The sequence below is a fragment of the Simplicispira metamorpha genome, from assembly GCF_004341365.1.
Taxonomy (GTDB): Bacteria; Pseudomonadota; Gammaproteobacteria; order Burkholderiales; family Burkholderiaceae_C; genus Simplicispira; species Simplicispira metamorpha.
The window spans coordinates 77,012-100,092 of record NZ_SLXH01000012.1 but is presented as its reverse complement, the minus strand read 5'-3'; the positions used below and the strand labels follow the sequence as shown (position 1 = coordinate 100,092).

Below are 23,081 nucleotides of genomic sequence, written 5' to 3'. Positions count from 1 at the left end.
TTTGCAGAAATCGCCCAAAAAGGTGCAGCAGTTTTTTGGGAAGGATTCTGTCAAATATGCCGCTTGATTCAAGTTGTTTTATTTCTAGTCAATAAGCCACGCCGCGAAGCGGAGTAGGCTTGAATGAATTATTAGACATTTTTTGTGCTGCGTACTGCTCGCAATTCATAAGTAAATTTTTCCCCTACCTGAGTTGCAGACCAAAACAATCCCATACCTCCTTGGACGGTTTTCGAATAGCTAAGCTTGATAAGATCAAGAGCTTTCAATTGAACAGCAACTGTTTGAAATTCTTGGTCATCTAGGATCGCATTTGTCCCATAGCTGCCAGACTTAGCAAAAAGAGCATCTTTTAGGATCCCCTTAACGGTAGCGTCGTTCGGGTGTTTTATCAAGTAGGGAGCGATAAAACCAAATAACTCACTCCACGTCGCTTGCGCTTTCCACGTACGCCTGCCGCCATCACGGTAATACGCGCCATGGAGCTCGATTACCTCATCAAGCCCCGCAAGGTTAGGTATGGGCGCAGGTCTAGATTTCGGTAATTCTGCTAAAGCGCTTTGCAGTTGCGAGTTTTGCTTCCTGAGATCATTGATTTCCGAAAGTAGCTCTTCGCTTGAAGCACGATCTGCGCGCACCCATCCAATTGCTGGAAACATTTTAATTGTCTTGGAAAGACTTAACGCAACGATTCCAGGCAATTGGTCTGCGGACCTCCAAAATCTGACTAGGCGATCTGTAGCTACCCGATCACGAAATGCCTGTAAAAGGTTGCGAAGCTCCGGATGCTGTTCGGACTTTCCGAATGGAATCTCATCAGGCTTCTCGTGAATTAAGGCCACAACCTTGAGCCCTCGGTTCAAGGCATATTCATATTCCTGTTCTGTGTAACTTATTCCTTGTGCCGTTAATGAACCGTATCGTCCGCCAACGATAAGCAAATAGTAGTCGCAATCATCAATCACACGCTTAATGAACTCAAACTGCTCTTCATCGGCGGCTGGGAATAGCTCCATACCTGCAGGTATGCAATCCAATTCCATCAAAGCTTGAATTACCTTCTGTCGTTCTTCCTTGAGGTCGGCGTAAGTTGAACTGACGAAAACTTGATATCTCTTCTCCACTACGCAATCCTTTGAAAAAAGTCAACTAGGTTTAGGTTAAATATAACGGGCATGCCCAGTTCGCCTAACAATGTACGAACTTGTGGTTCGATGGGAAAAATAGTTTTTGCAGTGTTTAGATAAGCCAAAGAATTTTTATCTCAGTTTTGTTGAGTGCAGCAGACTAATGATCAAGAGACTGCTTCTGGCTAATCTACGAATGTCGCTGTTCAAACCAACGGAGAAATTTTTCAGCACCTTCTAAAGCAATCGATTTTCATACTTCCAACGCTGCAGCATCAGCACGCGAGATGCGACGACTTTGTCGATTTTGTTATGCCTGTGCGTTCATTGAATACTCTTGGTTACCCACCAACCAAAGCAGCCATCAAGAACCATACCCACATCCATACCCGATTTTTTTCGTGAAAAGAAATGAAAAACGGCGCACCGTGCTGCAACACGAAGCGCCGCCCAATAACACCTAAACCGTTGATTTCAAATGATTTATCGAACCATCATGAAACAACGTGAACAGATGCGAAACATCACAAGATCGGTCAGACGTTGAACAGGAAGTTCAGCACGTCGCCGTCTTTCACGACGTATTCCTTGCCTTCGGCGCGCATCTTGCCCGCGTCCTTGGCTCCCTGCTCGCCCTTGTACTGGATGAAGTCGTCGAAGGCGATGGTCTGCGCGCGGATGAAGCCGCGCTCGAAGTCGCCGTGGATCACGCCAGCGGCCTGCGGGGCGGTGTCGCCCACGCGGATCGTCCAGGCGCGCACTTCCTTGACGCCCGCCGTGAAGTAGGTTTGCAGGCCCAGCAGCTTGAAGCCCGCGCGGATCAGGCGGTTCAGGCCGGGCTCGGTCTGGCCCATTTCGGCCAGGAACATGTCGCGGTCTTCGTCGCTCATCTCGGCCATTTCGGCTTCCATCTTGGCGCAGATGGCCACCACAGGGGCGTTCTGGCTGGCGGCGTACTCTTGCAGGCGATCGAGGTAAGGGTTGTTCTCGAACCCGTCTTCGCTGACGTTGCCGACAAACATGGCGGGCTTGGCCGTGATCAGGCACAGCGACTTGAGCAGGGGCTGCTCTTCCTTGCTGACCTCGACCGAGCGCGCGGGCTTGCCCTGATCGAGGGCCGCCTGGATGCGTGTCAGCAGCGCCACCAGCTTGGCCGCATCCTTGTCGTTGCCCGACTTGGCGGCCTTGCTGTAGCGGTTCAGGGCTTTCTCCACGGTGCCCAGGTCGGCCAGGCACAGCTCGGTCTGGATGACTTCGATGTCGGCAATCGGATCGACGCGGTTGGCCACGTGGATCACGTTGTCGTCGTCAAAGCAGCGCACCACGTTGACGATGGCGTCGGTTTCACGGATGTGTGCCAGAAACTGGTTGCCCAGGCCTTCGCCCTGGCTGGCACCGGCCACCAGGCCAGCAATATCGACAAACTCGACGATGGCCGGAACGATGCGCTCGGGGTGGATGATTTCGGCCAGCTTGTGCAGGCGCGGGTCGGGCACCTCGACCACGCCAGTATTTGGCTCGATGGTGCAGAAGGGGTAGTTTTCGGCGGCGATGCCGGCCTTGGTCAGGGCGTTGAAGAGGGTGGACTTGCCCACGTTGGGCAGGCCCACGATGCCGCATTGGAGGCTCATGGCAGGGCTTTCTGGTAATCAGGGGGACAAACGGGCCATTTTAGGGGCCTCCTACAATCGCCCCATGCCGCAAACCTTTGATGTCTGTATCCGTGGGGCTGGCGTTGTCGGCCATACCCTGGCGCTTTTGCTGGCGCGCGAGAAGCTGCGCGTGGCGCTGGTGACCAGCCCGCCGCCGCGCCATGCGGACGTGCGCGCCTATGCCCTGAGTGGCGCCTCGCGCCAGCTGCTGCAAGCCCTGCGCTGCTGGCCCGACCCCATCCACGCCACCGCCGTGACCCGCATGCACGTGTGCGGCGACCAGGACGGCGAAGTGCTGTTCGACGCCGCCAGCCAGGGCGTCGATGCGCTGGCCTGGATTGTCGATGTGCCCGCCCTCGAAAATCGCCTGGCCGAGGCCGTGCGCTACCAGCCGCAGGTCGAGCGCGTGGACGCGCCGGTGCCCGCAGCCCTCACCGCCATCTGCGAGGGCCGTGCCAGCAGCACGCGCGCGCAGCTGGGCGCGGGGTTCGACGTCACACCGTATGCCCAGCACGCCATTGCCACGCGCCTGGAGTGCGAACTGCCGCACGGCCAGACGGCGCGGCAGTGGTTCTCGCAGGGCAGCATCCTGGCCTTTTTGCCGCTGGAGGGCGAGCAGGGGAACTCTGTCGCCGTGGTGTGGTCAGTCCCTGCGCAGCAAGTGCCGGCGCTGTTGGCGCTGGACGATGAAGACTTTGCCCAGCACCTGCACGCAGCCAGCGGCGGCGCCCTGGGGGCGCTGCGCCTGACCAGTGAGCGTGCCGCTTGGCCGCTGCAACTGGCACAGGCCCAGCGCTGGTGCGGCGCCATGGCGCACGACGGCCAAGACGGCCAGGGCAGTTGGGTGCTGGCCGGGGATGCCGCACACAACGTCCACCCCCTGGCCGGCCAAGGGCTGAACCTGGGGCTGGGCGATGTGCAGGCGCTGGCCCGCGTGCTCGGTGAGCGCGCTGACTGGCGCGGCCTGGACGATCTGCGCTTGCTGCGCCGCTACGAGCGCCAGCGCAAGGCCGACATCTTGCCGCTGGGGCTGGTGATGGATGGATTGCAGCAACTGTTCTCGCGCCCTGAGGCGCCTTTGCAGGCGCTGCGCAACTGGGGCATGAACAATTTTGAGCGCAGCGGCCCCCTGAAAGACTGGATCACCCAGCGCGCCATGGGCACGCACTGACGGCAACCACCAACCTGACACCACGGAACGCAATTTTGATGAAACTGATCCCCTCCCTGCTGGCTGCGGCCAGCCTGGGCCTGGCCCTCACTGCCACGGCACAAGAACCCGCCATTCGCAAAACCCTGGCCGAGCGCATTCCGCAGCTGGAAAAAATCGACGAAGTGCGCGCCACCCCCATGGGCGGCCTGTACGAGGTGCGCGTAGGCACCGACCTGTTCTACACCGACGCCAAGGGCAACTTCCTGATCCAGGGCGAGCTCATCGACACCAAAGCGCGGCGCAACCTGACCGAAGACCGCATCAACAAGCTCACCGCCGTAGACTTCAACGCCCTGCCGCTGCAAGACGCTTTTGCCACCGTGCGCGGCAACGGCAAGCGCAAGCTGGTGGTGTTTGCCGACCCCAACTGCGGCTACTGCAAGCGCTTTGAACGCGACCTGCAAAACGTCGATAACGTCACCATCTACACCTTTCTCTACCCCATCCTGAGCCCCGATTCGGCAGAGAAGTCGCGCAACATCTGGTGCGCCAAAGACCGCAACAACGCCTGGAACGACTGGATGCTGCGCGAGAAAACGCCCGCCGCTGCCAGCTGCGACACCGCCGCCCTGCAACGCAACCTGGCTTTTGGCAAAAAGCACAAGATCACCGGCACGCCCACGCTGCTGTTTGCCAACGGCGCGCGCGTACCCGGTGCCATCGGCGCCGCCGACATCGAAAAACGCCTGGCCGAAGCCAGCGAGACGGCCAGCGCCAACTGATGGCGGCACGGGGCCATCGCGCCCCGCTGCCCCTCGCGCCCGGCGCTGCCACCGGGCCTTCTTGCACGGCCAGGCAGCGCCCCTTCGGTGCCGGGGCACTTCTCTGTACCCACCTTGCCCTGCCGCACTCCCCTGCTGCCACTTTCTGCCGCACCGCCATGCCTGACACCCACGACACCGTCTCTGCCCTGCACTACCGCGTAGAAATCGCCGACCTGCACGCCCACCTGTTTCGCGTCACGCTGACCATTGCGCAGCCCCAGGCGCTGCAAACTGTGACGCTGCCGGTGTGGATTCCGGGCAGCTACCTGGTGCGCGAATTTGCCAAAAACCTGCAACACCTGCGCGCCCGGCAAGGCCGCCGCACACTGGCCGTGGTGCAGCAAGACAAGCAGCGCTGGCAAATCGCCTGCAAAACCGGCCAGCCGCTGGTGCTGGACTACGAGGTCTATGCCAACGACCCCTCCGTGCGCACCGCCTGCCTGGACGCGGCGCGGGGCTTTTTCAACGGCACCAGCCTGTGCCTGCGCGTCGAAGGCCAGGCCGAGCAGCCCTGCACGCTGGAAGTCGTGGCCCCCGAAGCGCCGGAGAACACTCCTGATTTGATAGCTGCTAGCGCCCACTGGCAGTGCGCCACAGGCCTTTTTCCCTTAAAAATTGATGCCAACGGCTTTGGCACCTACCAGGCAGCCGACTACGACGAACTGGTGGACTGCCCGGTGGAGATGGGCCCCTTCTGGAGCGCCACCTTCACCGCCGCCGGTGTGCCGCACCGCCTGGTGGTGGCGGGCGCGGCGCCCTCGTTCGATGCCCAGCGCCTGCTGGCTGACACGCAAAAAATCTGCGAAACCGCCATGCGCTTCTGGCACGGCAAGGGCAAGCCGCCGTTCAAGAACTACCTGTTCCTGCTGCACGCCACGCACGACGGCTACGGCGGCCTGGAGCACCGCAACAGCACCGCGCTGATCTGCACCCGCGCCGACCTGCCCCGCCTGGGCAGCGCCCGCGCCAGCGAGGGCTACACCACCTTGCTGGGCCTGATCAGCCACGAATACTTCCACACCTGGAACGTCAAACGCCTGCGCCCGGCAGAATTTGCCCGCTACGACTACGCCCAGGAAAACTACACCCAGCTGCTGTGGTTTTTTGAAGGCTTCACCAGCTACTACGACGACCTGCTGCTGCGCCGCGCCGGCCTGATCGACGACACCACCTACCTGCAACTGCTGACCAAAACGCTGCACCAGGTGCTGCAAGCACCGGGGCGCCAGGTGCAAACCGTGGCCCAGGCCAGCTTTGATGCCTGGGTCAAGTTCTACCGCCAGGACGAAAACACCCCCAACGCCACCATCAGCTACTACACCAAAGGCGCGCTGGTGGCCCTGTGCCTCGATTTGGCCCTGCGCCGCGAAGGCCAGACCACGCTGGACGACGTGATGCGCGCCCTGTGGCAGCACTGCGCCGGTGGCCCCATGCAAGAGGCCGACCTGCGCGCCGTGCTGCAAGCCTGCGCGGGCCGCGCGTTCGACGCCGAGCTGCAAGCCTGGGTTCACAGCACCGCCGAACTGCCCGTGGCCGAATTGCTGGCCGCGCACGGCATCACGCTGCAAGCCGACACACCGCAGCCCGCCCAGCGCCTGGGCCTGCGCGTGACCGAAAACGGCGCCATCCGCATCAAAACCGTGCTGCGCGGCGGCCTGGCCGAGCGCGCCGGCATGGCCGCAGGCGATGAATGGCTGGGCATCGATGTGCAAGGCCAGGGCTGGCGCCTGGGCAAGCTGGCCGACCTGGCCCTGTACGCGGGCAACGCCAGCCACGTCACGGCCCTCATCGCCCGGGGCGACCGGCTGCTGCGCCTGCCGCTGGCGCTGACGCCGCCCGCCACCAAACCGCGCAAAAGTGCCGCGCCAGCGGCGCACAGCGACACGGTTTCCCTGCGCATCACCGACGCGGCGCGGGCCGGGCGCTGGCTGTACAGCACCTGAAGGCACGCAGCGCCAGCCAGCACCACCTGCGCCACAGAGCTTGGTTATAGTGGTCGGCTTGACACAACAACCACTGGAGATCACCTTGGCCTACGAAGTTATTGAAGTGCGCACCGAAGCCGACAAAGTTGGCGTCATCACACTCAACCGCCCCAAGCAACTCAACGCCCTGAACAGCCAGCTCATGGACGAACTGGGCGATGCGCTCAAGGCCTTTGATGCCGACGAAAAAATCGGCTGCATCATCATCACCGGCAGCGAAAAGGCCTTTGCCGCAGGCGCCGACATCACCGCCATGGCGAAGTTCAGCTTTGCCGATGCCTACAAGGGCGACTTCATCACCCGCAACTGGGAAACCATCCGCACCATCCGCAAACCCGTGATCGCCGCCGTGAGCGGCTTTGCGCTGGGCGGCGGCTGCGAGCTGGCCATGATGTGCGACTTCATCATCGCCGCCGACAACGCCAAGTTCGGCCAGCCTGAAATCAAGCTGGGCGTGATCCCCGGCGCCGGTGGCACGCAGCGCCTGCCCCGCGCCGTGGGCAAGGCCAAGGCCATGGACCTGGCCCTGACGGGCCGCATGATGGACGCCCAGGAAGCCGAGCGCTCGGGCCTGGTCAGCCGCGTGGTGCCGCTGGACAAGCTCATGGAAGAAACCCTGGGCGCAGCCCTGCAAATCAGCGACTTCTCGCAAATCGCCGTGATGGCGGCCAAGGAATCGGTCAACCGCGCCTTTGAAGGCACGCTGGCCGACGGCGTGATGTTCGAGCGCCGCCTGTTCCATTCGCTGTTTGCCACCAGCGACCAAAAAGAAGGCATGGACGCTTTCGTCAACAAACGCAAAGCAGTTTTCACACACCAGTAAAAATTGCACTATAATCTCGTGCTATCGGTGATATAGCTCAGTTGGTTAGAGCGCAGCATTCATAATGCTGATGTCGGTGGTTCAAATCCACCTATCACCACCAAACTCAAAAACCCGCACCGTGCAAACGCTGCGGGTTTTTTCATCACAGGCCCAGCCACTGGATACACACCATGCAACGCTGTACCTCTTCCCACGCACCCCTGCCACGCCACCGCACCACCCACACGCTGCACCTGCTGGCCCTGCTGCTGGCCACCACCGTGGGCGCGCTGGCCAGCGGCCCTGTGCTCGCCCAGGCCCAGGCGCCTGCATTGCCCGCCCCCGGTGCCATGCGCAACTTCCCTGAAGCGGCCCTGCGTGGCACGCTGCACATCGACGCCTCGGGCCAGGCGCATATCAACGACAAAGCCATCCAGATGGCACCGGGCCTGCGCATCTTCAATCCGCAAAACGCCCTGGTGATGCGCCACAACGTGCTGGGACAAACGTTCACGGTGAATTACCTGATCGAAAAAAGCACCGGCTGGCTGATTACCGCCTGGATCTTGAGCAAGGCCGAAGTGGCCCAGCCGCGCCCCGGCAGCACCGACGTGCAGCGCAACTACCAGTTCGAATCAGACGCCACCGCGCGCTGACACCGCACCCACCCCCGCGCTGGCGCACTGCGGCGCACCACCCCCTTGGCCCCGCGTGCGCCAGCGCCGCAGTGGCGGGTGCTGCCAGCCACGCCACCCGCCGCGCACCCTGCGCCACACCGGCGCCCCCTCTTCCGTTGTTTTTGCCCTTACGCCATGTCCAAAAAAGTCTTTATCAAAACCTTCGGCTGCCAGATGAACGAGTACGACTCGGACAAGATGGCCGACGTGCTGGGCGCCGCCCAGGGCTACGAGCCCACGCAGAACGTGGATGAAGCCGACCTGATCCTGTTCAACACCTGCTCGGTGCGCGAAAAAGCGCAAGAAAAAGTCTTCTCTGACCTGGGCCGCATCAAGCACCTGAAAGAAAAAGGCGTGCTCATCGGCGTGGGCGGCTGCGTGGCCAGCCAGGAGGGCGAGGAAATCATCAAGCGCGCGCCCTACGTGGATGTGGTGTTTGGCCCGCAAACGCTGCACCGCCTGCCCGAGCTGCTCAACGCACGCGCGGCCAAGGCCCGCCCGCAGGTGGACATCAGCTTTCCCGAGATTGAAAAGTTTGACCACCTGCCGCCCGCGCGCGTCGAGGGGGCCAGCGCCTTTGTCTCGATCATGGAAGGCTGCTCCAAATATTGCAGCTACTGCGTGGTGCCCTACACGCGCGGCGAAGAGGTCAGCCGCCCGTTTGACGACGTGCTGGTCGAAGTGGCCGGCCTGGCCGACCAGGGCGTGAAAGAAGTCACGCTGCTGGGCCAGAACGTCAACGCCTACCGGGGCAAGATGGGCGACACGGCAGAGATTGCCGACTTTGCCCTGCTGCTGGAATACGTGTCCGAGATTCCGGGCATTGAGCGCATCCGCTACACCACCAGCCACCCCAATGAATTCACGCCGCGCCTGATTGAAGCCTACGCCCAGTTGCCCAAACTGGTCAGCCACCTGCACCTGCCGGTGCAGCACGGCTCCGACCGCATCCTGATGGCCATGAAGCGCGGCTACACCGCCATGGAATACAAAAGCACGGTGAAAAAGCTGCGCGCCATCCGCCCCGACCTGGCCATGAGCTCAGACTTCATCGTGGGCTTTCCGGGCGAGACCGAAGAAGACTTTGCCAAGATGATGAAGCTGATCGACGACATCCACTTTGACAACAGCTTCAGCTTCATCTTCAGCGCCCGCCCTGGCACGCCCGCCGCCAACCTGCCCGACGACACGCCCTACGACGTGAAGCTGCGCCGCCTGCAAACGCTGCAAGCGGTCATCAACGGCAACATCAAGCAGATCAGCGAAAGCCGCGTGGGCACAGTGCAGCGCATTCTGGTGGAAGGCGCCTCCAAGCGCGACGCCACCGAGCTGATGGGCCGCACCGAGTGCAACCGCGTGGTCAACTTTGTCGGCCAGCCGCGCCTGGTAGGCCAGCTGGTGGACGTGACCATCACCGAAGCCAAGGCCTACACCCTGCGCGGCGAGGTGCTGACGCGCGCTGCGGACTGACGCGCGCCATAGACTGAGACAGCTGCATCAAAAAAGTGAGCTGCTTGCGCGCACGGGGCAAAGGTTTCGACGTGTTTTATACCGCAAAGCCTTGCACAGTGCGCGCGAGCAGCTCCTGAAAAAAGAGCACCTGCAACAGCCTCAGTGCTTCGCAGGCGCCGATGGCAGGGGCGGCATCCGGGTGCTGCGCACCGTCTCGCCGGTGATCGGGTGCAAGTAGCTCTCGACCACGGTGCCCTGGGCATCGACCGCATAAAACTCGTGGCAGTTGCCGCTGGAGACTTTGTACTTGACCAGCACGTAGTCTTGGGCGCGAAAGCGCTCGCGCGCCTGCGCCTCCGAGATCCACTGCGCGCGCGGCGCATCGGTGCAGACCACTTTCTCGGTAGCGGAACTGGCCTGGGCCGGCGCCGCAGCCAGGAGGGCGCCGCAGCACAGCAGCGCCGCGCCCGCCAGGCCGCGCAGGCCGGAGAAGGACAAAGGGGTGAAAAAAAGATGCGTCATGGCGCGCCACTGTAGGCTGGGCGTCTGAACGCAGGCTTAAAAAACAGCCACTGCCACCGTGCCAACCCCCCCGCCTGGGCGGCTGATTCTGACCACCAAGCGCCAATGAAAAAACCGGCTGTTCGCCGGTTTTTGCTTTTGTTTTGATAGCTGCTAGCGCCCACTACATAAGGGCTAGAGGCACAAAATGCCTCAAACCATCAGAACGGCATCTTGGGCATGCCCGCACCCATGCCTTTCATGCCGCCGAGCTTTTTCATCATCTTCATCAGGCCGCCGCCCTTCATCTTTTTCATCATGGCCTGCATCTGCTCGAACTCTTTGAGCAGGCGGTTGACCTCCTGCACCTGCACGCCCGCGCCGCTGGCAATGCGCTTTTTGCGCGTGGCCTTGATGAGTTCGGGCTTGCGCCGCTCCAGCGCCGTCATGCTGCAAATGATGCCTTCCTTGCGCTTGATTTCGCGCTCGGCCTTGTCCATGTCCATGGCACCGGCCTGGGCCGTGAGCTGCGTGGGCAACTTGTCCATCAGGCTGGAAAGCCCGCCCATTTGCTTCATCTGCTGCAACTGGCCCAAAAAGTCGTTCAGGTCGAAACCATCGCCGCTTTTGACCTTGGCGGCCAGCTTTTGCGCCGCCTCCATATCGACGCCCGCAGCCACCTGCTCGACCAGCGCCACGATGTCGCCCATGCCCAGCACGCGCCCGGCGTGGCGCTCGGCGTCAAACACTTCCAGGCCGTCGATTTTTTCGGACACACCCGCAAACTTGATAGGCGCGCCGGTGATTTGCCGCACCGACAGCGCCGCACCGCCGCGCGAGTCACCGTCGAGCTTGGTCAGCACGATGCCCGTGAGCGGCAGCGCCTCTTTGAATGCTTTGGCGGTGTTGATGGCGTCCTGGCCCTGCATGGCATCGACCACGAACAGGGTTTCGACCGGGTTCAGCGCGGCGTGCAGCTGCTGGATTTCCAGCATCAACGCCTCGTCAATGGCCAGGCGCCCGGCGGTATCGACCAGCAGCACATCGAAATGGTGCTTTTTGGCGTAATCGAGCGCGGCGTGGGCAATGTCCAGGGGCTTTTGATCGGGTGTGCTGGGGAACCACTCGGCACCGGCCTGTTTGGTGACGGTTTTGAGCTGCTCGATGGCAGCGGGGCGGTACACGTCCCCCGACACCGTGAGCACCTTTTTCTTGCGCTTTTCGATCAGGTGCTTGGCCAATTTGGCCGTGGTGGTGGTTTTGCCGGCGCCTTGCAGACCGGCCATCAGGATGACGGCGGGTGGCTGGGCGGCCAGGTTGATGTCACTCACCCCCTCGCCCATGGTGGCGGCCAGCTCGCGGTTGACGATGCCCACCAGCGCCTGTCCGGGCTTGAGGCTGCCCAGCACCTCCTGGCCCAGGGCTTTTTCCTTCACGCGGGCGATGAAGTCGCGCACCACGGGCAGGGCCACGTCGGCTTCGAGCAGGGCCATGCGCACTTCGCGCAGCATGTCCTGCACGTTGGATTCGGTGATGCGGGCCTGGCCACGCATCTCCTTGACGAGGCGCGAGAGTTTGTCGGTAAGGGCGGAGGCCATAGAGCGGTGTTCCGGGTAGCCCCGCGGCCAGAGGCGGCGGCGGGTGGTGGGCCAGGGCTGCGTGCAGCGGGCGAAAGGTAAACTGTGCAGCATGATTTTACCCAGTGCATCCCTGCTCAGTTGGCTGCTTGGACTGGCCGCCGCAGCGGCCTATGCCGTGCCAGCGCTGGCCGCATCGCGGCTACAGGCAGCGGGCGCGCGCAACGCGCTGTGGGCAGCCTGGGTGCTGCATGCGGGGGTGTTGGCGTGGGGCATGCTCGGCGCTACGCCGCGCTTTGGTTTTGCCCCGGCGCTGTCGATCACGGCCTGGCTGGTGCTCACGGTGTACGCCGTAGAGCGCCAGTGGTTTCCGCAATTGCAGGCGCGCTGGGCATTGGCCGCGCTGGGCGCGGCAGCGGTGCTGCTGGCGCTGGTGTTTCCGGGCAAGCCGCTGCATGTGTCGGCTTCGGCCTGGCTGCCCTTGCACCTGGCGCTGGGCGTGGCCAGTTACGGCCTGCTGGCGGCCGCCGTGGTGCATGCCCTGCTGATGGCGCGGGCCGAGCGGCGCATTCGCCTGGCCGTCGATACGCACAGCGGTATGCCGCTGCTGACGCTGGAGCGGCTGACATTTCGCTTCATCACCGCCGGGTTTGTGCTGCTCACGGCCACGCTGCTGGCGGGCATGCTGTTCACCGAAGTGCTGTATGGCCGCGCTTGGCGCTGGGACCACAAGGCGGTGTTCTCGGTGCTGTCGTGGCTGACGCTGGCGGCGCTGCTGCTGGGGCGCTCGCGGTTTGGCTGGCGGGGCCGCAGCGCCGGGCGGTTGCTGTATGCGGGCGCGGCGCTGCTGCTGCTGGCCTATGTGGGATCGCGCTTTGTGCTGGAAGTGGTGCTGGGGCGCAGCGCATGAAATACCTCGTATTGCTGGTGGTTCTGGTGCTGGCCTATGGCTGGTGGCGCAGCCAGCGCCGCGCGCAAATGCGCAGCCACACGGATGCGGCCCGCCAAGGGGCCACGCGCCCCCTGGCGGCACCGCAGGATATGGTGGCCTGCGCGCACTGCGGCCTGCATGTGCCCCGCACTGAAGCACTGGCACACGGCGCCAACCACTATTGCTGCACCGAGCACCGGCCCCCCCATGCCGGCTAACACCGCCCCAGACACCCGCCCCCCGTTCTCGCCCAACCTGGAGGAGACACCGTTTCTGCGGCTGTGGCATGGTTTTTTGACGGGGCGCGTGATGGTGGCACTGGCCCTGCTGCTGCTGCAAGCGCTGGGGCAACTGATCAACCAGAACGCCGATCCCTGGCCGCTGGCGGTGTCAGCGGCCTATCTGGCGGCCACGCTGGCCGTGCGCATTCTGGGGCGCCATGCACCGCCTGAACCGCAGGCAGGGCCGCAGTGGCTGCCCTCGATCGGTGTGGACCTGGCTGCGGTGTGCGTGCTGCAATGGCTACACACCGGGGGCATGAATTTCACGGCCTTGCTCGGCCTGCCCATTCTGATGGCCGCCGTGCTCGGCACCCTCACCCTGGCCCTGGGCACCACCGCCTGCGCCACGCTGCTGCTGCTGGCCTGGGCCTGGTGGCTGGGCGAAACCACAGGCGGCGATGCCTCGCAGCGCTACCTGCAAGCAGCGCTCACCGGAACGGGCTATTTCATCGTGGCCTTTTTGGTGCACCAGCTCTCGATCCGGCTGGTGCGCGAACGGCAAGTAGCCCTGCACAACCGCCGTGCAGCGCTGGTGCAGCGCCAGGTCAGTGCGCTGGTCATACAGAACCTGACCGATGGCGTGCTGGTGGTGGACGAGGACAACACCGTGCGCATGGCCAACCCGGCCGCGCGGGAGTTGCTGGGCGACACTGCGGCTTTGCTGCCGCCGTTTTCGTTGGAGCAAACTGCGGCCTGGCACCCCCTGCGTGCCTTGGCGCACCGCACCTTCCAGCAAGATGCCGCACAGGTGGCTGATGTCACCCTGCTCTCGCCCGGTCAAAGCCCGGTGGGACTGCATGTGCGTGCCTGGCTCACGCCCACGCGCCAGGCGGGGACAGATGTGTCCAGCGAACGCCTGTGCGTGATGTTCCTGCACGATCTGCGCGCCCTGGAGGCGCGGCTGCGCACCGAAAAACTCGCCGCCATGGGCCGCATGTCCGCCGCCGTGGCCCATGAAATCCGCAACCCACTGGCCGCCATCACCCAGGCCAATGCGCTGCTGGACGAAGACCTGCACGACCCCGCACAAAAGCGCCTGGCACAGATGGTGCGGCAAAACGCCGAGCGCCTGGCCCGCATTGCCGAAGACATTCTGGACATTGCCCGTGTGCAGCACCAGATCAGCCATGCCCCTGCCAGCACACTGGCACTGGACGAAACGGTGGCACACATCTGGCACGACTGGCAAAGCCACGACCCGGCACGGCGCCAGGCGCTGGTGGCGCTGCAAGCCGACAACGCGCCCGTGGAGTTCGATGCCGAACACCTGCGCCGCGTGCTGGTCAACCTGCTGGACAATGCCCTGCGCTACAAGAGCGACGCTCCCGATGCGCTGCAACTGCACACCCAGGTCAGCGCCTCGGGCCAGGTCAGCTTGCAAGTCTGGAGCGATGGCACGCCCATGGACCAATCGGTGCAAAAGCACCTGTTCGAGCCTTTCTTTTCGTCCGAAAGCCGCTCCAGCGGGCTGGGCCTGTACATCTGCCGCGAGTTGTGCGAGCGCCATGGCGCCTCCATCAGCTACCAGCGCCTGGACCGCACCACCGGACGCGGCCCCACCGGCGGCAATGCCTTTACCGTGGGCTTTCGCAAAGCGGGGCGCCTGAAGGGCTCCGCCTCCCTGTTCGACACCATCGTCGTTTAACGAGCCACCTTGCCATGAATGCCCCTGCCGCCTCCATCCTGGTTGTTGACGATGAGCCCGACCTGCGCACCCTCTACGAGCTGACCTTGCTGCGCGAGGGCTACCGCGTGGAAACCGCGGCCACCTTGCAAGAGGCCCGCCAGCAACTGCAAACCCTGCGCTTTGACGTGGTGATCAGCGACATGCGCCTGCCCGACGGCTTTGGCATGGAACTGCTGCAAGACCTGCGCGACCAGCAGCGGCGCGAACGCTGCGTGGTCATGACGGCCTACGGCTCCGCCGAAAACGCTGTCGAGGCGCTGCGCTGCGGCGCCTTCGATTACCTGACCAAGCCGGTCGATCTGAAGCAGTTCCGGTTGGTGGTGGCGTCCGCCGTGCAGGGCAGCGGTGGCGTGCCGCCACCGCGCAGCAGCCCACGCGCACCAGACATGCGCAGCGCCAGTGCCGCGCCAGCTCCCCTGGCAGAGACCGGCACCGCCAACACCGCCCTGGAACGCCTGGTGGGCGATTCCGAGGCCATGCGCAACGTCAAACAACGGGTACTCAAAGTGGCCCGGGGCATGGCGCCGGTGCTGGTGCATGGCGAATCGGGCACGGGCAAAGAGCTGGTGGCCCAGGCCCTGCATGCCAGCAGCCAGCGCGCCAGCGGCCCGCTGGTGGCCGTGAACTGCGGCGCCATCCCTGAAAACCTGCTGGAGGCCGAGTTCTTTGGCGCCCGCAAAGGCTCTTACACCGGCGCCACGCAAGACCGGCTGGGCTACTTTCAGGCGGCCCAGGGCGGCACGTTGTTCCTGGACGAAATCGGTGATCTGCCACTGGCCATGCAGTCCAAGCTGTTGCGCGCCATCCAGGAGCGCAGCGTACGTCCCCTGGGCTCCACACAGGAAGAAACGGTGGATGTGCGCATCGTCAGCGCCACCCACCGCGACCTGGCAGCCGATGTGCAAGCAGGGCGCTTTCGGCAAGACCTGTACTACCGCCTGAACGTCATCGAAATCGTCATCCCACCCCTGCGCGAGCGCCGCGAAGACCTGCCAGCGCTGTGCCAGGCCCTGCTGGCACGCATAGCCAGCGAATCTGGCATCACCCCGCCCGCCTTGACGCCTGCGGCGCTCAGCGCCATCGCCAGCCACCCGCTGACGGGCAACGTGCGCGAGCTGGAGAACCTGCTGCACCGCGCCGTGGCCCTCAGCGATGGCGACAAGCTGCACCTTGATGGCATTCCCGGCACGCCTGGCACAGCGCCACCACCGCACACGCCCCCCCCCGTACCGGCACCATCCCCCACGCTGCCCGCCGATGCCGATCTGCCCGACGACCTGCAAGCCTGGCTGGATCAGCAAGAGCGCGACATCCTGGTGCGCGCACTGCACGCCATGGGGTTCAACCGCACGGCCACGGCAGCGCGCCTGGGCATCAGCCTGCGCCAAATCCGCTACCGCATTGCCCGCCTGAACATCGTCGCTCCCCATGACCCCGAACCCTGCGCAGACCAAGACGATGCCCCCTGACACCCCTGCGGTGTGGCACGCAGGCTGGCATGCGGCTGCCACACACCAGCCATCGCCCAACTACGGCCCGCGGCCCGCGCACGCCCAGGTCGATCTGATCGTGGTGCATTCCATCAGCCTGCCGCCGGGCCAATACGGTGGGCCCGGTGTGCCTGCCCTGTTCACGAACACGCTGGACTGGGATGCACACCCCTACTACCAAGGCATTCGCGGCCTGGAGGTGTCGGCCCATTTTTTCATCCGCCGGGATGGCGCGCTCTGGCAATTCGTCGATTGCGACCAGCGCGCCTGGCATGCCGGTGCCTCCAGCTACCGGGGCCGCCAGCAGTGCAACGACGACTCCATCGGCATAGAGCTGGAAGGGCTGGAGGGCGAGTGCTTTGAGCCCGCGCAGTACGCCGCCCTGGCGCGGCTGTGCAACGATCTGGCAGCGCGCTACCCAATTGCCCACATCGCCGGTCATGAGCACATCGCACCCGGCCGCAAACACGACCCCGGCGCGGGGTTTGACTGGCAGCACCTGCAACGCCTGCTGCCCTGGGATGCAGCCTGCTTTCCTACAGCCACGCACACCCCCACCCAACACCCCTGAGTGCCCGGGCATACGCCCACGCCCGCCTCCCCTGTAGCACCGCAGCCGTCCCACGCCGGGTGGCTGGGCTGCGCCATGGACAGGCACATCGGCGCAGTGCAATACCCGTTCGAGACGCAGAGGCCAGCAGTTGCGACTACACTACCGGTAGTGTTTAAAAAAAATTCAAACACTATAGGTAGTGAAATTTGTCATTTACTGCCTTATAGCCAATCCCTGCCTTCTACCCCCCCAAAAACCATGCAAGCTGTCTTGAACACCCCTTCTACGCCTGCCGCTGGCAGCCCTGCCATCGCCAGTGCACCACAGGCGCCACAAGCTACGGATGCCAGTCTGGCCCACTACCAGATCATCCGGCGCAACGGCGCCGTCGTGCCGTTTGAGCCGCAGAAGATTGCCGTGGCCATGATGAAAGCGTTTCTGGCTGTGCGGGGCACGCAAGGCGCGGCATCGGCCAGCGTGCGCGAAGTGGTGGACGTCCTGACACACAACGTCGTGCGGGCCTTGGTGCGTTCACGCCCCGGCGGCGGCACCTTCCACATTGAAGACGTGCAAGACCAGGTCGAACTGGGCCTGATGCGCAGCGACCACCACGAAATCGCCCGTGCCTACGTGCTCTACCGCGAACGCCGGGCCCAAGAGCGCGCGCGCCAGGCAGAGCAACAGGCGCCGCAAACCCACACGCTGCACGTGCTCTATGGCAACGATCGTGTGCCGCTGGACATGGCGCAACTGCGCGGTCTGATCGAGTCTGCCTGTGCGGGCCTGGGTGCCGACGTCCATGCCGAACCCATCGTGCAAGAGACGCTGCGCAACCTCTACGACGGCGTGCCGATCGACGAGGTACACAAAGCCTCCATCCTGGCCGCGCGCACCCTGATCGAAAAAGACCCCGACTACACCTACGCCACCGCACGGCTGCTGCTGCACACCATCGCCCGCGAAGTGCTGGGGCGCGAAGTGGCCCCCTCGGAGATGGCGCAAAGCTATGTGGATTACTTTCCGGGCTTCATCAAGAAAGGCGTAGACCACCAGCTACTGGACGAGCGGCTGCTGCAATTTGACCTGCCCCGCCTGGCCAGTGCCCTGAAAGCCGAGCGCGATCTGCAATTTGACTACCTCGGCCTGCAAACGCTCTATGACCGCTACTTCATGCACGTGCGCAAAAGCCGCATTGAGCTGCCGCAAGCGTTTTTCATGCGCGTAGCCATGGGTTTGTCGCTCAATGAAATCGACCGCGAAGCACGCGCCATCGAGTTTTACGAAGTGCTGTCGAGCTTCGACTTCATGAGCAGCACACCCACCCTGTTCAACAGCGGCACGTTGCGCTCGCAGTTGTCGAGCTGCTACCTGACCACCGTGCCTGACGAGCTGGACGGCATCTACGAATCCATCAAAGAAAACGCCCTGCTGAGCAAGTTTGCCGGTGGCCTGGGCAACGACTGGACACGCGTGCGCGCCCTGGGCAGCCACATCAAAGGCACCAACGGTGAATCGCAAGGCGTGGTGCCGTTCCTGAAGGTGGTCAACGATACAGCGGTAGCGGTGAACCAGGGTGGAAAACGCAAGGGCGCCGTCTGCACTTACCTGGAAACGTGGCACCTCGATATTGAAGAATTTCTGGAGCTGCGCAAAAACACCGGCGACGACCGCCGCCGCACCCACGACATGAACACGGCCAACTGGATTCCCGACCTGTTCATGCGCCGCGTGCTGGAAAAAGGCCACTGGACGCTGTTCTCACCCTCGGATGTGCCCGACCTGCATGACCTGTTCGGCAGCGCTTTCGAGGCTGCTTACGTGGCGTACGAAGCCAAGGTGGCGCGCGGCGAAATCACCCACACGCGCACGGTGCAGGCCACCGACCTGTGGCGCAAGATGCTGACCATGCTGTTCGAGACCGGCCACCCTTGGGTCACGTTCAAGGACGCCTGCAACGTGCGCTCGCCGCAGCAGCATGCGGGCGTGGTGCATTCGTCCAACCTCTGCACCGAAATCACCCTGAACACCAGCGACACCGAAACGGCGGTGTGCAACCTCGGCTCCATCAACTTGCCGCGCCACCTCACCACCGGCGCCGATGGCCAACCCACGCTGGATCTGGTCAAGCTACGCAAGACCATCACCACGGCCATGCGCATGCTCGATAACGTCATCGACATCAACTACTACGCCGTCAAAAAGGCGCGCGACTCCAACCTGCGCCATCGGCCCGTGGGCCTGGGGCTGATGGGGTTTCAGGATGCGCTGTACGAGCTGCGCATTCCCTACGCATCGCCCGAAGCGGTGGAGTTTGCCGACCGCAGCATGGAAGCCATTTGCTACCACGCCTACTGGGCCAGCACCGAGCTGGCCGCCGAGCGCGGGCGCTACTCCAGCTACCAAGGCTCGCTGTGGAGCCAAGGGGTGTTGCCCCTGGACACCCTGGACATGCTGGCACAGGCGCGCGGCGGCCACGTCGAAGTAGACCGCTCCAGCACCCTGGACTGGGATGCCCTGCGCCAAAAAATCGCCCGGGACGGCATGCGCAACTCCAACTGCGTGGCGATTGCCCCCACAGCCACCATCTCCAACATCGTCGGGGTGGATGCGTCCATTGAACCGTGCTTTGGCAACCTGTCGGTCAAGTCCAACCTGTCGGGCGAGTTCACCGTGATCAACCAGCGTCTGGTGCGCGACCTCAAGCGCCTGGGCCTGTGGGATGACGTGATGGTGATGGATCTGAAGCACTTCAAGGGCTCGCTGCACCCGATCGACCGCGTGCCGCCAGACATCAAGGCGCTGTATTCGACGGCTTTTGAAGTAGCGCCGCAGTGGCTGGTCGAGGCCGCCTCGCGCCGCCAGAAGTGGATCGACCAGGCGCAAAGCCTGAACATCTACATGGCCGGTGCATCGGGCAAAAAACTCGACGACACCTACAAACTGGCCTGGCTGCGCGGCCTCAAAACCACCTACTACCTGCGCACGCAAAGCGCCACCCACGTCGAAATGAGCACCGTACACACGCGCCAGCTCAATGCCGTGTCGTCGGGCGGCAATGCAGGCACCAGCCCCGCGCGTGCGCCCGAAAGTGCTACAGAAAAAGCCGCCATGGACGCACCGGCCAGCGCCGCGCTGCCAGCCACCGACATCCAGTTCTGCGCCATCGACGACCCGACCTGCGAAGCCTGCCAGTAACCACGCTCGTGTGCGCCGCCATCCCCCGGCGGCGCACCGCCCACACCACAAAAAATCATGGCAGCGCGGCGCTTGGGCGCTTTTCATTTGCATGCGCTGCTCTCATAATCTGAGCACTGGAATATTTATGCTGACCTGGGACGAAGAAGTCACTCCCCCATCGCCAAATTCACTGGACAGCGGTCTGCACCACACCCGCCTGCAGGCACAGGCGAGCCCGCTTTACACCGCATCCGATTTATCGTCAAACAGGGCTCCAGCGCCCAACCAGAGCGCGCAACCAGCTATCAATTCAGGAGCGAATCAGCACCACCGGGTGAATGCAGCCGACAAGCGCATCATCAACGGCCAGACCGATGTGAACCAGCTGGTGCCCTTCAAATACAAATGGGCCTGGGAAAAGTACCTGGCCACCTGCGCCAACCACTGGATGCCGCAGGAAGTGAACATGACGCGCGACATCGCGCTCTGGAAAGACCCCAACGGCCTGACCGACGATGAGCGGCGCATCATCAAACGCAATCTGGGCTTCTTTGTCACAGCCGATTCGCTGGCGGCCAACAACATCGTGCTGGGCACCTACCGCCACATCACGGCCCCCGAGTGCCGCCAGTTTTTGTTGCGCCAGGCGTTTGAAGAGGCCATCCACACCCACGCCTACCAGTACATCGTCGAATCATTGGGGCTGGACGAGAGCGAGATTTTCAACGCCTACAACGAGGTGCAGTCCATCCGTGACAAGGACGAGTTCCTGATCCCCTTCATCGAGGCGATCATGGATCCGGCCTTCAAAACCGGCACGCCCGAGGCCGATCAAACGCTGCTCAAAAGCCTGATCGTGTTTGCCTGCCTGATGGAAGGGCTTTTCTTCTACGTGGGCTTTACGCAAATTCTGGCGCTGGGCCGCCAGAACAAAATGACCGGCGCCGCCGAGCAGTACCAGTACATCCTGCGCGACGAGTCCATGCACTGCAACTTCGGCATCGACCTGATCAACCAGCTCAAACTGGAGAATCCGCACCTCTGGACGCCCGCGTTCAAAGAAGAAATCCAGGCGCTGTTCATGAAAGCGGTGGAGCTGGAATACAAATACGCCGAAGACACCATGCCGCGCGGCGTGCTGGGCATGAACGCCTCCATGTTCAAAGGCTACCTGCGCTACATCGCCAACCGCCGCGCCACGCAAATCGGTCTGGAAACGCTGTTCCCGAACGAGGAAAACCCATTTCCCTGGATGAGCGAAATGATCGACCTCAAAAAGGAGCGCAACTTCTTTGAAACCCGCGTCATCGAATACCAGTCGGGCGGTGCCCTGTCCTGGGATTGACGCGCGCACATTGGCACCCCGACCATGGCTTTTTACCCCCCGCTTCGCAACCGCTGCACGCTTTGTGGCAGCGCTGCGAGGCGTTTCCTCGTTCATGGAGATGGATTGTTTTCCAACCCCATGAAACTCTCCGGGCCCACAGAAGGCCAGGAGTGCTCTGTGCTCATCGACCCAAGGAGAACATGATGGCAACTGCAAAAAAACCGGCCGCCCCCAAGGCCGAGCCCCTGAAAAAACCCGCTGCGGCAAAAAAAGCCGCGCCGACAAAGACAGAGGCTGCGGCCAAGGTAGTGAGTGCCGCCAAAGCCCCCGCCCCAGCCAAGGCTGCGGCGCCTGAGAAAGCTGCGGCGCCTGCCAAAAAGGCAGCGCCTGTGAAAGCCACGGTTGCCAAAAAAGCGGCACCTGCCAAGAAGGCAGCAGCCCCCAAGGTGGCCACTGTCGCTGCGGACATCACGCCTGCGGCTCCCGCTGTAGCGGCCAAAAAAGCAGCCCCCGCCACCAAGGCAGTCACCGCTAAAAAGGCTGCGCCCGCCAAAAAGGCCGTGGCTGCAGCCCCCAAGGCAGCGCCCGCCCCCAAAGCAGCTCCTGCCAAGACAGCGCCTGCCAAAGAAGCAGCCGTAGTGGCCAAGAAAGCCGCTGCAGCCCCGAAAAAGGCCACGGCCAAGGTTGCCACTGCGGTAGAAAAAAAGGCCGCGCCTGCGAAGGCTGAACCCAAAGCCAGTGCCCCCAAGGCCAGCCCAGCGGCTGCCCCCAAAAGCGCCCCAGCCAAAGCCCCGGCAGCCAAGAAAGCCGTGAAAGCCACGGCCCCCGTCGCGCAAACCACGCTGAACCCCAAAGCGGCCTGGCCCTTCCCTACAGGCACCAAGCCCTGAACGGGCACTGCGCCATCAAAAAAGCCCGGCCAATGTGCCGGGCTTTTTTATGGTGCTGCGGGTGCTGGCCGCGTCAATCCACGTCTGGCACAAAGTCCAGCACGTAGTTTTGCGGCCCACGCTGCGCGATCTTGAGTGCGCCCATGCGGTTGCCCAATTGCGCGCAGCGCACCAGCGGCCAGCCGCGCTCCAGCCCCAACAACAAAGCGCCGCGCCAGGCATCACCGCAGCCGGTGGGATCCACCACCTGGGCCGGGGTGCAAGGGGCCACCCGCGTGACCACACCGGCCTCCCAGACGTCGCAGCCTTCAGCGCCCAGCGTGACCACCAGGCCGCGCACTTTGCGCGAAATGTCTGCCAGGCTCCAGCCAGTGCGCTCGCACAGCATCTTGCCCTCGTAGTCGTTGACGGTGACCCAGCTGGCCTGCTCGACAAACGCGGCAAGTTCCTCGCCCGAGAACATGGGCAGGCCCTGGCCTGGATCAAAAACGAAGGGGATACCGGCGGCCTTGAACTCGGCGGCATGCTGCAACATGGCATCGCGACCATCGGGGGCAATGATGCCCAGCGCCACGCCCGGCGCAGCCTCGACGTGGTTGACATGGGCCTGCACCATGGCGCCGGGGTGGAAGGCCGTGATCTGGTTGTTGTCACGGTCGGTCATGATCATGGCCTGCGCCGTGTAGGTGTCAGGCACCTGGGTGATGTGGCGCGTGCTGATGCCTTGGGACTGCAGGCGCTGCACATACTCGGCGCCATCGTTGCCCACCGTGGCCATGGGCAAGGGCGTGCCACCGAGCAGTTGCAGCGCGTAGGCGATGTTGCCCGCACAGCCGCCAAAGTCCCGGCGCAGGGAAGGCACCAGAAAAGACACGTTCAGGATGTGGAGCTGGTCGGGCAGTATCTGCTCGGCAAAGCGGCCCTCGAAATTCATGATGGTGTCAAACGCCAAGGAACCGCAAATCAGGACTGCCATGTCAAAAGTTTATTCT

At 63.2% G+C, this 23,081-nt stretch carries 19 protein-coding genes and 1 tRNA gene; 15 read left to right on the top strand and 5 right to left on the bottom strand.

The window, feature by feature from the left end; all coding sequences use genetic code 11:
* Positions 1-131: 131 nt before the first annotated feature.
* Both EV674_RS08395 and ychF read right to left on the bottom strand, forming a co-directional pair.
* Positions 132-1,124, bottom strand: coding sequence for a DUF4062 domain-containing protein (locus EV674_RS08395; protein WP_119013094.1), 993 nt, complete (start codon positions 1,122-1,124; stop codon positions 132-134).
* A gap of 539 nt (positions 1,125-1,663) precedes the next feature.
* Entirely contained in the window at positions 1,664-2,758 is a 1,095-nt protein-coding gene (gene ychF / locus EV674_RS08390) for a redox-regulated ATPase YchF (RefSeq protein ID WP_119013093.1), read from the bottom strand.
* 64 nt (positions 2,759-2,822) lie between these two features.
* Between ychF and EV674_RS08385 the strand changes: the two genes are divergently transcribed.
* The 7 genes from EV674_RS08385 to miaB all read left to right on the top strand — a co-directional run bounded on the left by EV674_RS08385 (position 2,823) and on the right by miaB (position 9,693).
* Positions 2,823-3,950 carry an FAD-dependent monooxygenase gene (locus tag EV674_RS08385; protein WP_119013092.1) on the top strand — a complete coding sequence of 376 codons (1,128 nt, stop codon included), beginning with the start codon at positions 2,823-2,825 and terminating at the stop codon, positions 3,948-3,950.
* Between the two features lie 38 nt (positions 3,951-3,988).
* A complete protein-coding gene (locus EV674_RS08380) occupies positions 3,989-4,714 on the top strand; it encodes a DsbC family protein (RefSeq protein ID WP_119013091.1) in 726 nt (241 codons plus the stop codon).
* A 158-nt stretch (positions 4,715-4,872) separates the two neighbouring features.
* Positions 4,873-6,699, top strand: a complete 1,827-nt coding sequence (locus tag EV674_RS08375; protein ID WP_119013090.1) for a M61 family metallopeptidase — start codon at positions 4,873-4,875, stop codon at positions 6,697-6,699.
* Positions 6,700-6,784: 85 nt separating this feature from the next.
* Positions 6,785-7,564 (top strand): enoyl-CoA hydratase, encoded by a 780-nt coding sequence (locus EV674_RS08370; RefSeq protein WP_119013105.1) that lies wholly within the window; start codon positions 6,785-6,787, stop codon positions 7,562-7,564.
* Positions 7,565-7,590: 26 nt separating this feature from the next.
* A tRNA-Met gene (locus tag EV674_RS08365) sits at positions 7,591-7,667 on the top strand.
* Between the two features lie 70 nt (positions 7,668-7,737).
* Complete coding sequence (locus EV674_RS08360) at positions 7,738-8,202, top strand: hypothetical protein (protein WP_165887080.1); 465 nt, start codon at positions 7,738-7,740, stop codon at positions 8,200-8,202.
* A gap of 156 nt (positions 8,203-8,358) precedes the next feature.
* Positions 8,359-9,693, top strand: a complete 1,335-nt coding sequence (miaB, locus tag EV674_RS08355; RefSeq protein WP_119013089.1) for a tRNA (N6-isopentenyl adenosine(37)-C2)-methylthiotransferase MiaB — start codon at positions 8,359-8,361, stop codon at positions 9,691-9,693.
* 141 nt (positions 9,694-9,834) lie between these two features.
* On the opposite strand, the gene EV674_RS08350 is transcribed toward miaB, so the two are convergent.
* The gene (locus EV674_RS08350) at positions 9,835-10,197 is read right to left on the bottom strand and encodes a PepSY domain-containing protein (protein ID WP_119013088.1); all 363 of its coding nucleotides are present in this window, start codon (positions 10,195-10,197) and stop codon (positions 9,835-9,837) included.
* A 200-nt stretch (positions 10,198-10,397) separates the two neighbouring features.
* Positions 10,398-11,774 carry a signal recognition particle protein gene (ffh, locus tag EV674_RS08345; RefSeq protein WP_119013103.1) on the bottom strand — a complete coding sequence of 459 codons (1,377 nt, stop codon included), beginning with the start codon at positions 11,772-11,774 and terminating at the stop codon, positions 10,398-10,400.
* 91 nt (positions 11,775-11,865) lie between these two features.
* Here ffh and EV674_RS08340 point away from each other — a divergent pair, with 91 nt between their 5' ends.
* The 8 genes from EV674_RS08340 to EV674_RS08305 all read left to right on the top strand — a co-directional run bounded on the left by EV674_RS08340 (position 11,866) and on the right by EV674_RS08305 (position 22,089).
* The gene (locus EV674_RS08340) at positions 11,866-12,663 is read left to right on the top strand and encodes a cytochrome C assembly family protein (RefSeq protein ID WP_119013087.1); all 798 of its coding nucleotides are present in this window, start codon (positions 11,866-11,868) and stop codon (positions 12,661-12,663) included.
* Positions 12,660-12,902: a PP0621 family protein gene (locus EV674_RS08335; RefSeq protein WP_119013086.1), complete on the top strand. Its 243-nt coding sequence runs from the start codon at positions 12,660-12,662 to the stop codon at positions 12,900-12,902. Before EV674_RS08340 ends, EV674_RS08335 begins: the two co-directional genes overlap by 4 nt.
* Entirely contained in the window at positions 12,892-14,610 is a 1,719-nt protein-coding gene (locus tag EV674_RS08330; protein ID WP_119013085.1) for a sensor histidine kinase, read from the top strand. The genes EV674_RS08335 and EV674_RS08330 overlap by 11 nt, the downstream gene beginning before the upstream one ends.
* A gap of 14 nt (positions 14,611-14,624) precedes the next feature.
* Positions 14,625-16,121, top strand: coding sequence for a sigma-54-dependent transcriptional regulator (locus tag EV674_RS08325; RefSeq protein ID WP_119013084.1), 1,497 nt, complete (start codon positions 14,625-14,627; stop codon positions 16,119-16,121).
* Positions 16,081-16,713 carry a 1,6-anhydro-N-acetylmuramyl-L-alanine amidase AmpD gene (ampD, locus tag EV674_RS08320; RefSeq protein WP_119013083.1) on the top strand — a complete coding sequence of 211 codons (633 nt, stop codon included), beginning with the start codon at positions 16,081-16,083 and terminating at the stop codon, positions 16,711-16,713. Before EV674_RS08325 ends, ampD begins: the two co-directional genes overlap by 41 nt.
* A gap of 240 nt (positions 16,714-16,953) precedes the next feature.
* Complete coding sequence (locus EV674_RS08315) at positions 16,954-19,890, top strand: ribonucleoside-diphosphate reductase subunit alpha (RefSeq protein ID WP_119013082.1); 2,937 nt, start codon at positions 16,954-16,956, stop codon at positions 19,888-19,890.
* Between the two features lie 127 nt (positions 19,891-20,017).
* Entirely contained in the window at positions 20,018-21,217 is a 1,200-nt protein-coding gene (locus tag EV674_RS08310; protein WP_119013081.1) for a ribonucleotide-diphosphate reductase subunit beta, read from the top strand.
* Positions 21,218-21,402: 185 nt separating this feature from the next.
* The gene (locus EV674_RS08305) at positions 21,403-22,089 is read left to right on the top strand and encodes a histone (protein ID WP_119013102.1); all 687 of its coding nucleotides are present in this window, start codon (positions 21,403-21,405) and stop codon (positions 22,087-22,089) included.
* A 73-nt stretch (positions 22,090-22,162) separates the two neighbouring features.
* Here the strand turns inward: EV674_RS08305 and EV674_RS08300 are convergent, their stop codons facing one another.
* The gene (locus EV674_RS08300; protein WP_119013080.1) at positions 22,163-23,065 is read right to left on the bottom strand and encodes a carbohydrate kinase family protein; all 903 of its coding nucleotides are present in this window, start codon (positions 23,063-23,065) and stop codon (positions 22,163-22,165) included.
* Between the last annotated feature and the right edge of the window lie 16 nt (positions 23,066-23,081).

Coding starts and splice junctions, on each gene's coding strand:
- miaB (WP_119013089.1), top strand. CDS start 8,359: ATGTCCAAAAAAGTCTTTATCAAAACCTTCGGCTGCCAGATGAACGAG.
- ychF (WP_119013093.1), bottom strand. CDS start 2,758: ATGAGCCTCCAATGCGGCATCGTGGGCCTGCCCAACGTGGGCAAGTCC.
- EV674_RS08375 (WP_119013090.1), top strand. CDS start 4,873: ATGCCTGACACCCACGACACCGTCTCTGCCCTGCACTACCGCGTAGAA.
- EV674_RS08315 (WP_119013082.1), top strand. CDS start 16,954: ATGCAAGCTGTCTTGAACACCCCTTCTACGCCTGCCGCTGGCAGCCCT.
- EV674_RS08380 (WP_119013091.1), top strand. CDS start 3,989: ATGAAACTGATCCCCTCCCTGCTGGCTGCGGCCAGCCTGGGCCTGGCC.
- EV674_RS08350 (WP_119013088.1), bottom strand. CDS start 10,197: ATGACGCATCTTTTTTTCACCCCTTTGTCCTTCTCCGGCCTGCGCGGC.
- EV674_RS08330 (WP_119013085.1), top strand. CDS start 12,892: ATGCCGGCTAACACCGCCCCAGACACCCGCCCCCCGTTCTCGCCCAAC.
- ffh (WP_119013103.1), bottom strand. CDS start 11,774: ATGGCCTCCGCCCTTACCGACAAACTCTCGCGCCTCGTCAAGGAGATG.
- EV674_RS08360 (WP_165887080.1), top strand. CDS start 7,738: ATGCAACGCTGTACCTCTTCCCACGCACCCCTGCCACGCCACCGCACC.
- EV674_RS08305 (WP_119013102.1), top strand. CDS start 21,403: ATGGCAACTGCAAAAAAACCGGCCGCCCCCAAGGCCGAGCCCCTGAAA.
- EV674_RS08385 (WP_119013092.1), top strand. CDS start 2,823: ATGCCGCAAACCTTTGATGTCTGTATCCGTGGGGCTGGCGTTGTCGGC.
- ampD (WP_119013083.1), top strand. CDS start 16,081: ATGACCCCGAACCCTGCGCAGACCAAGACGATGCCCCCTGACACCCCT.
- EV674_RS08335 (WP_119013086.1), top strand. CDS start 12,660: ATGAAATACCTCGTATTGCTGGTGGTTCTGGTGCTGGCCTATGGCTGG.
- EV674_RS08325 (WP_119013084.1), top strand. CDS start 14,625: ATGAATGCCCCTGCCGCCTCCATCCTGGTTGTTGACGATGAGCCCGAC.
- EV674_RS08310 (WP_119013081.1), top strand. CDS start 20,018: ATGCTGACCTGGGACGAAGAAGTCACTCCCCCATCGCCAAATTCACTG.
- EV674_RS08300 (WP_119013080.1), bottom strand. CDS start 23,065: ATGGCAGTCCTGATTTGCGGTTCCTTGGCGTTTGACACCATCATGAAT.
- EV674_RS08340 (WP_119013087.1), top strand. CDS start 11,866: ATGATTTTACCCAGTGCATCCCTGCTCAGTTGGCTGCTTGGACTGGCC.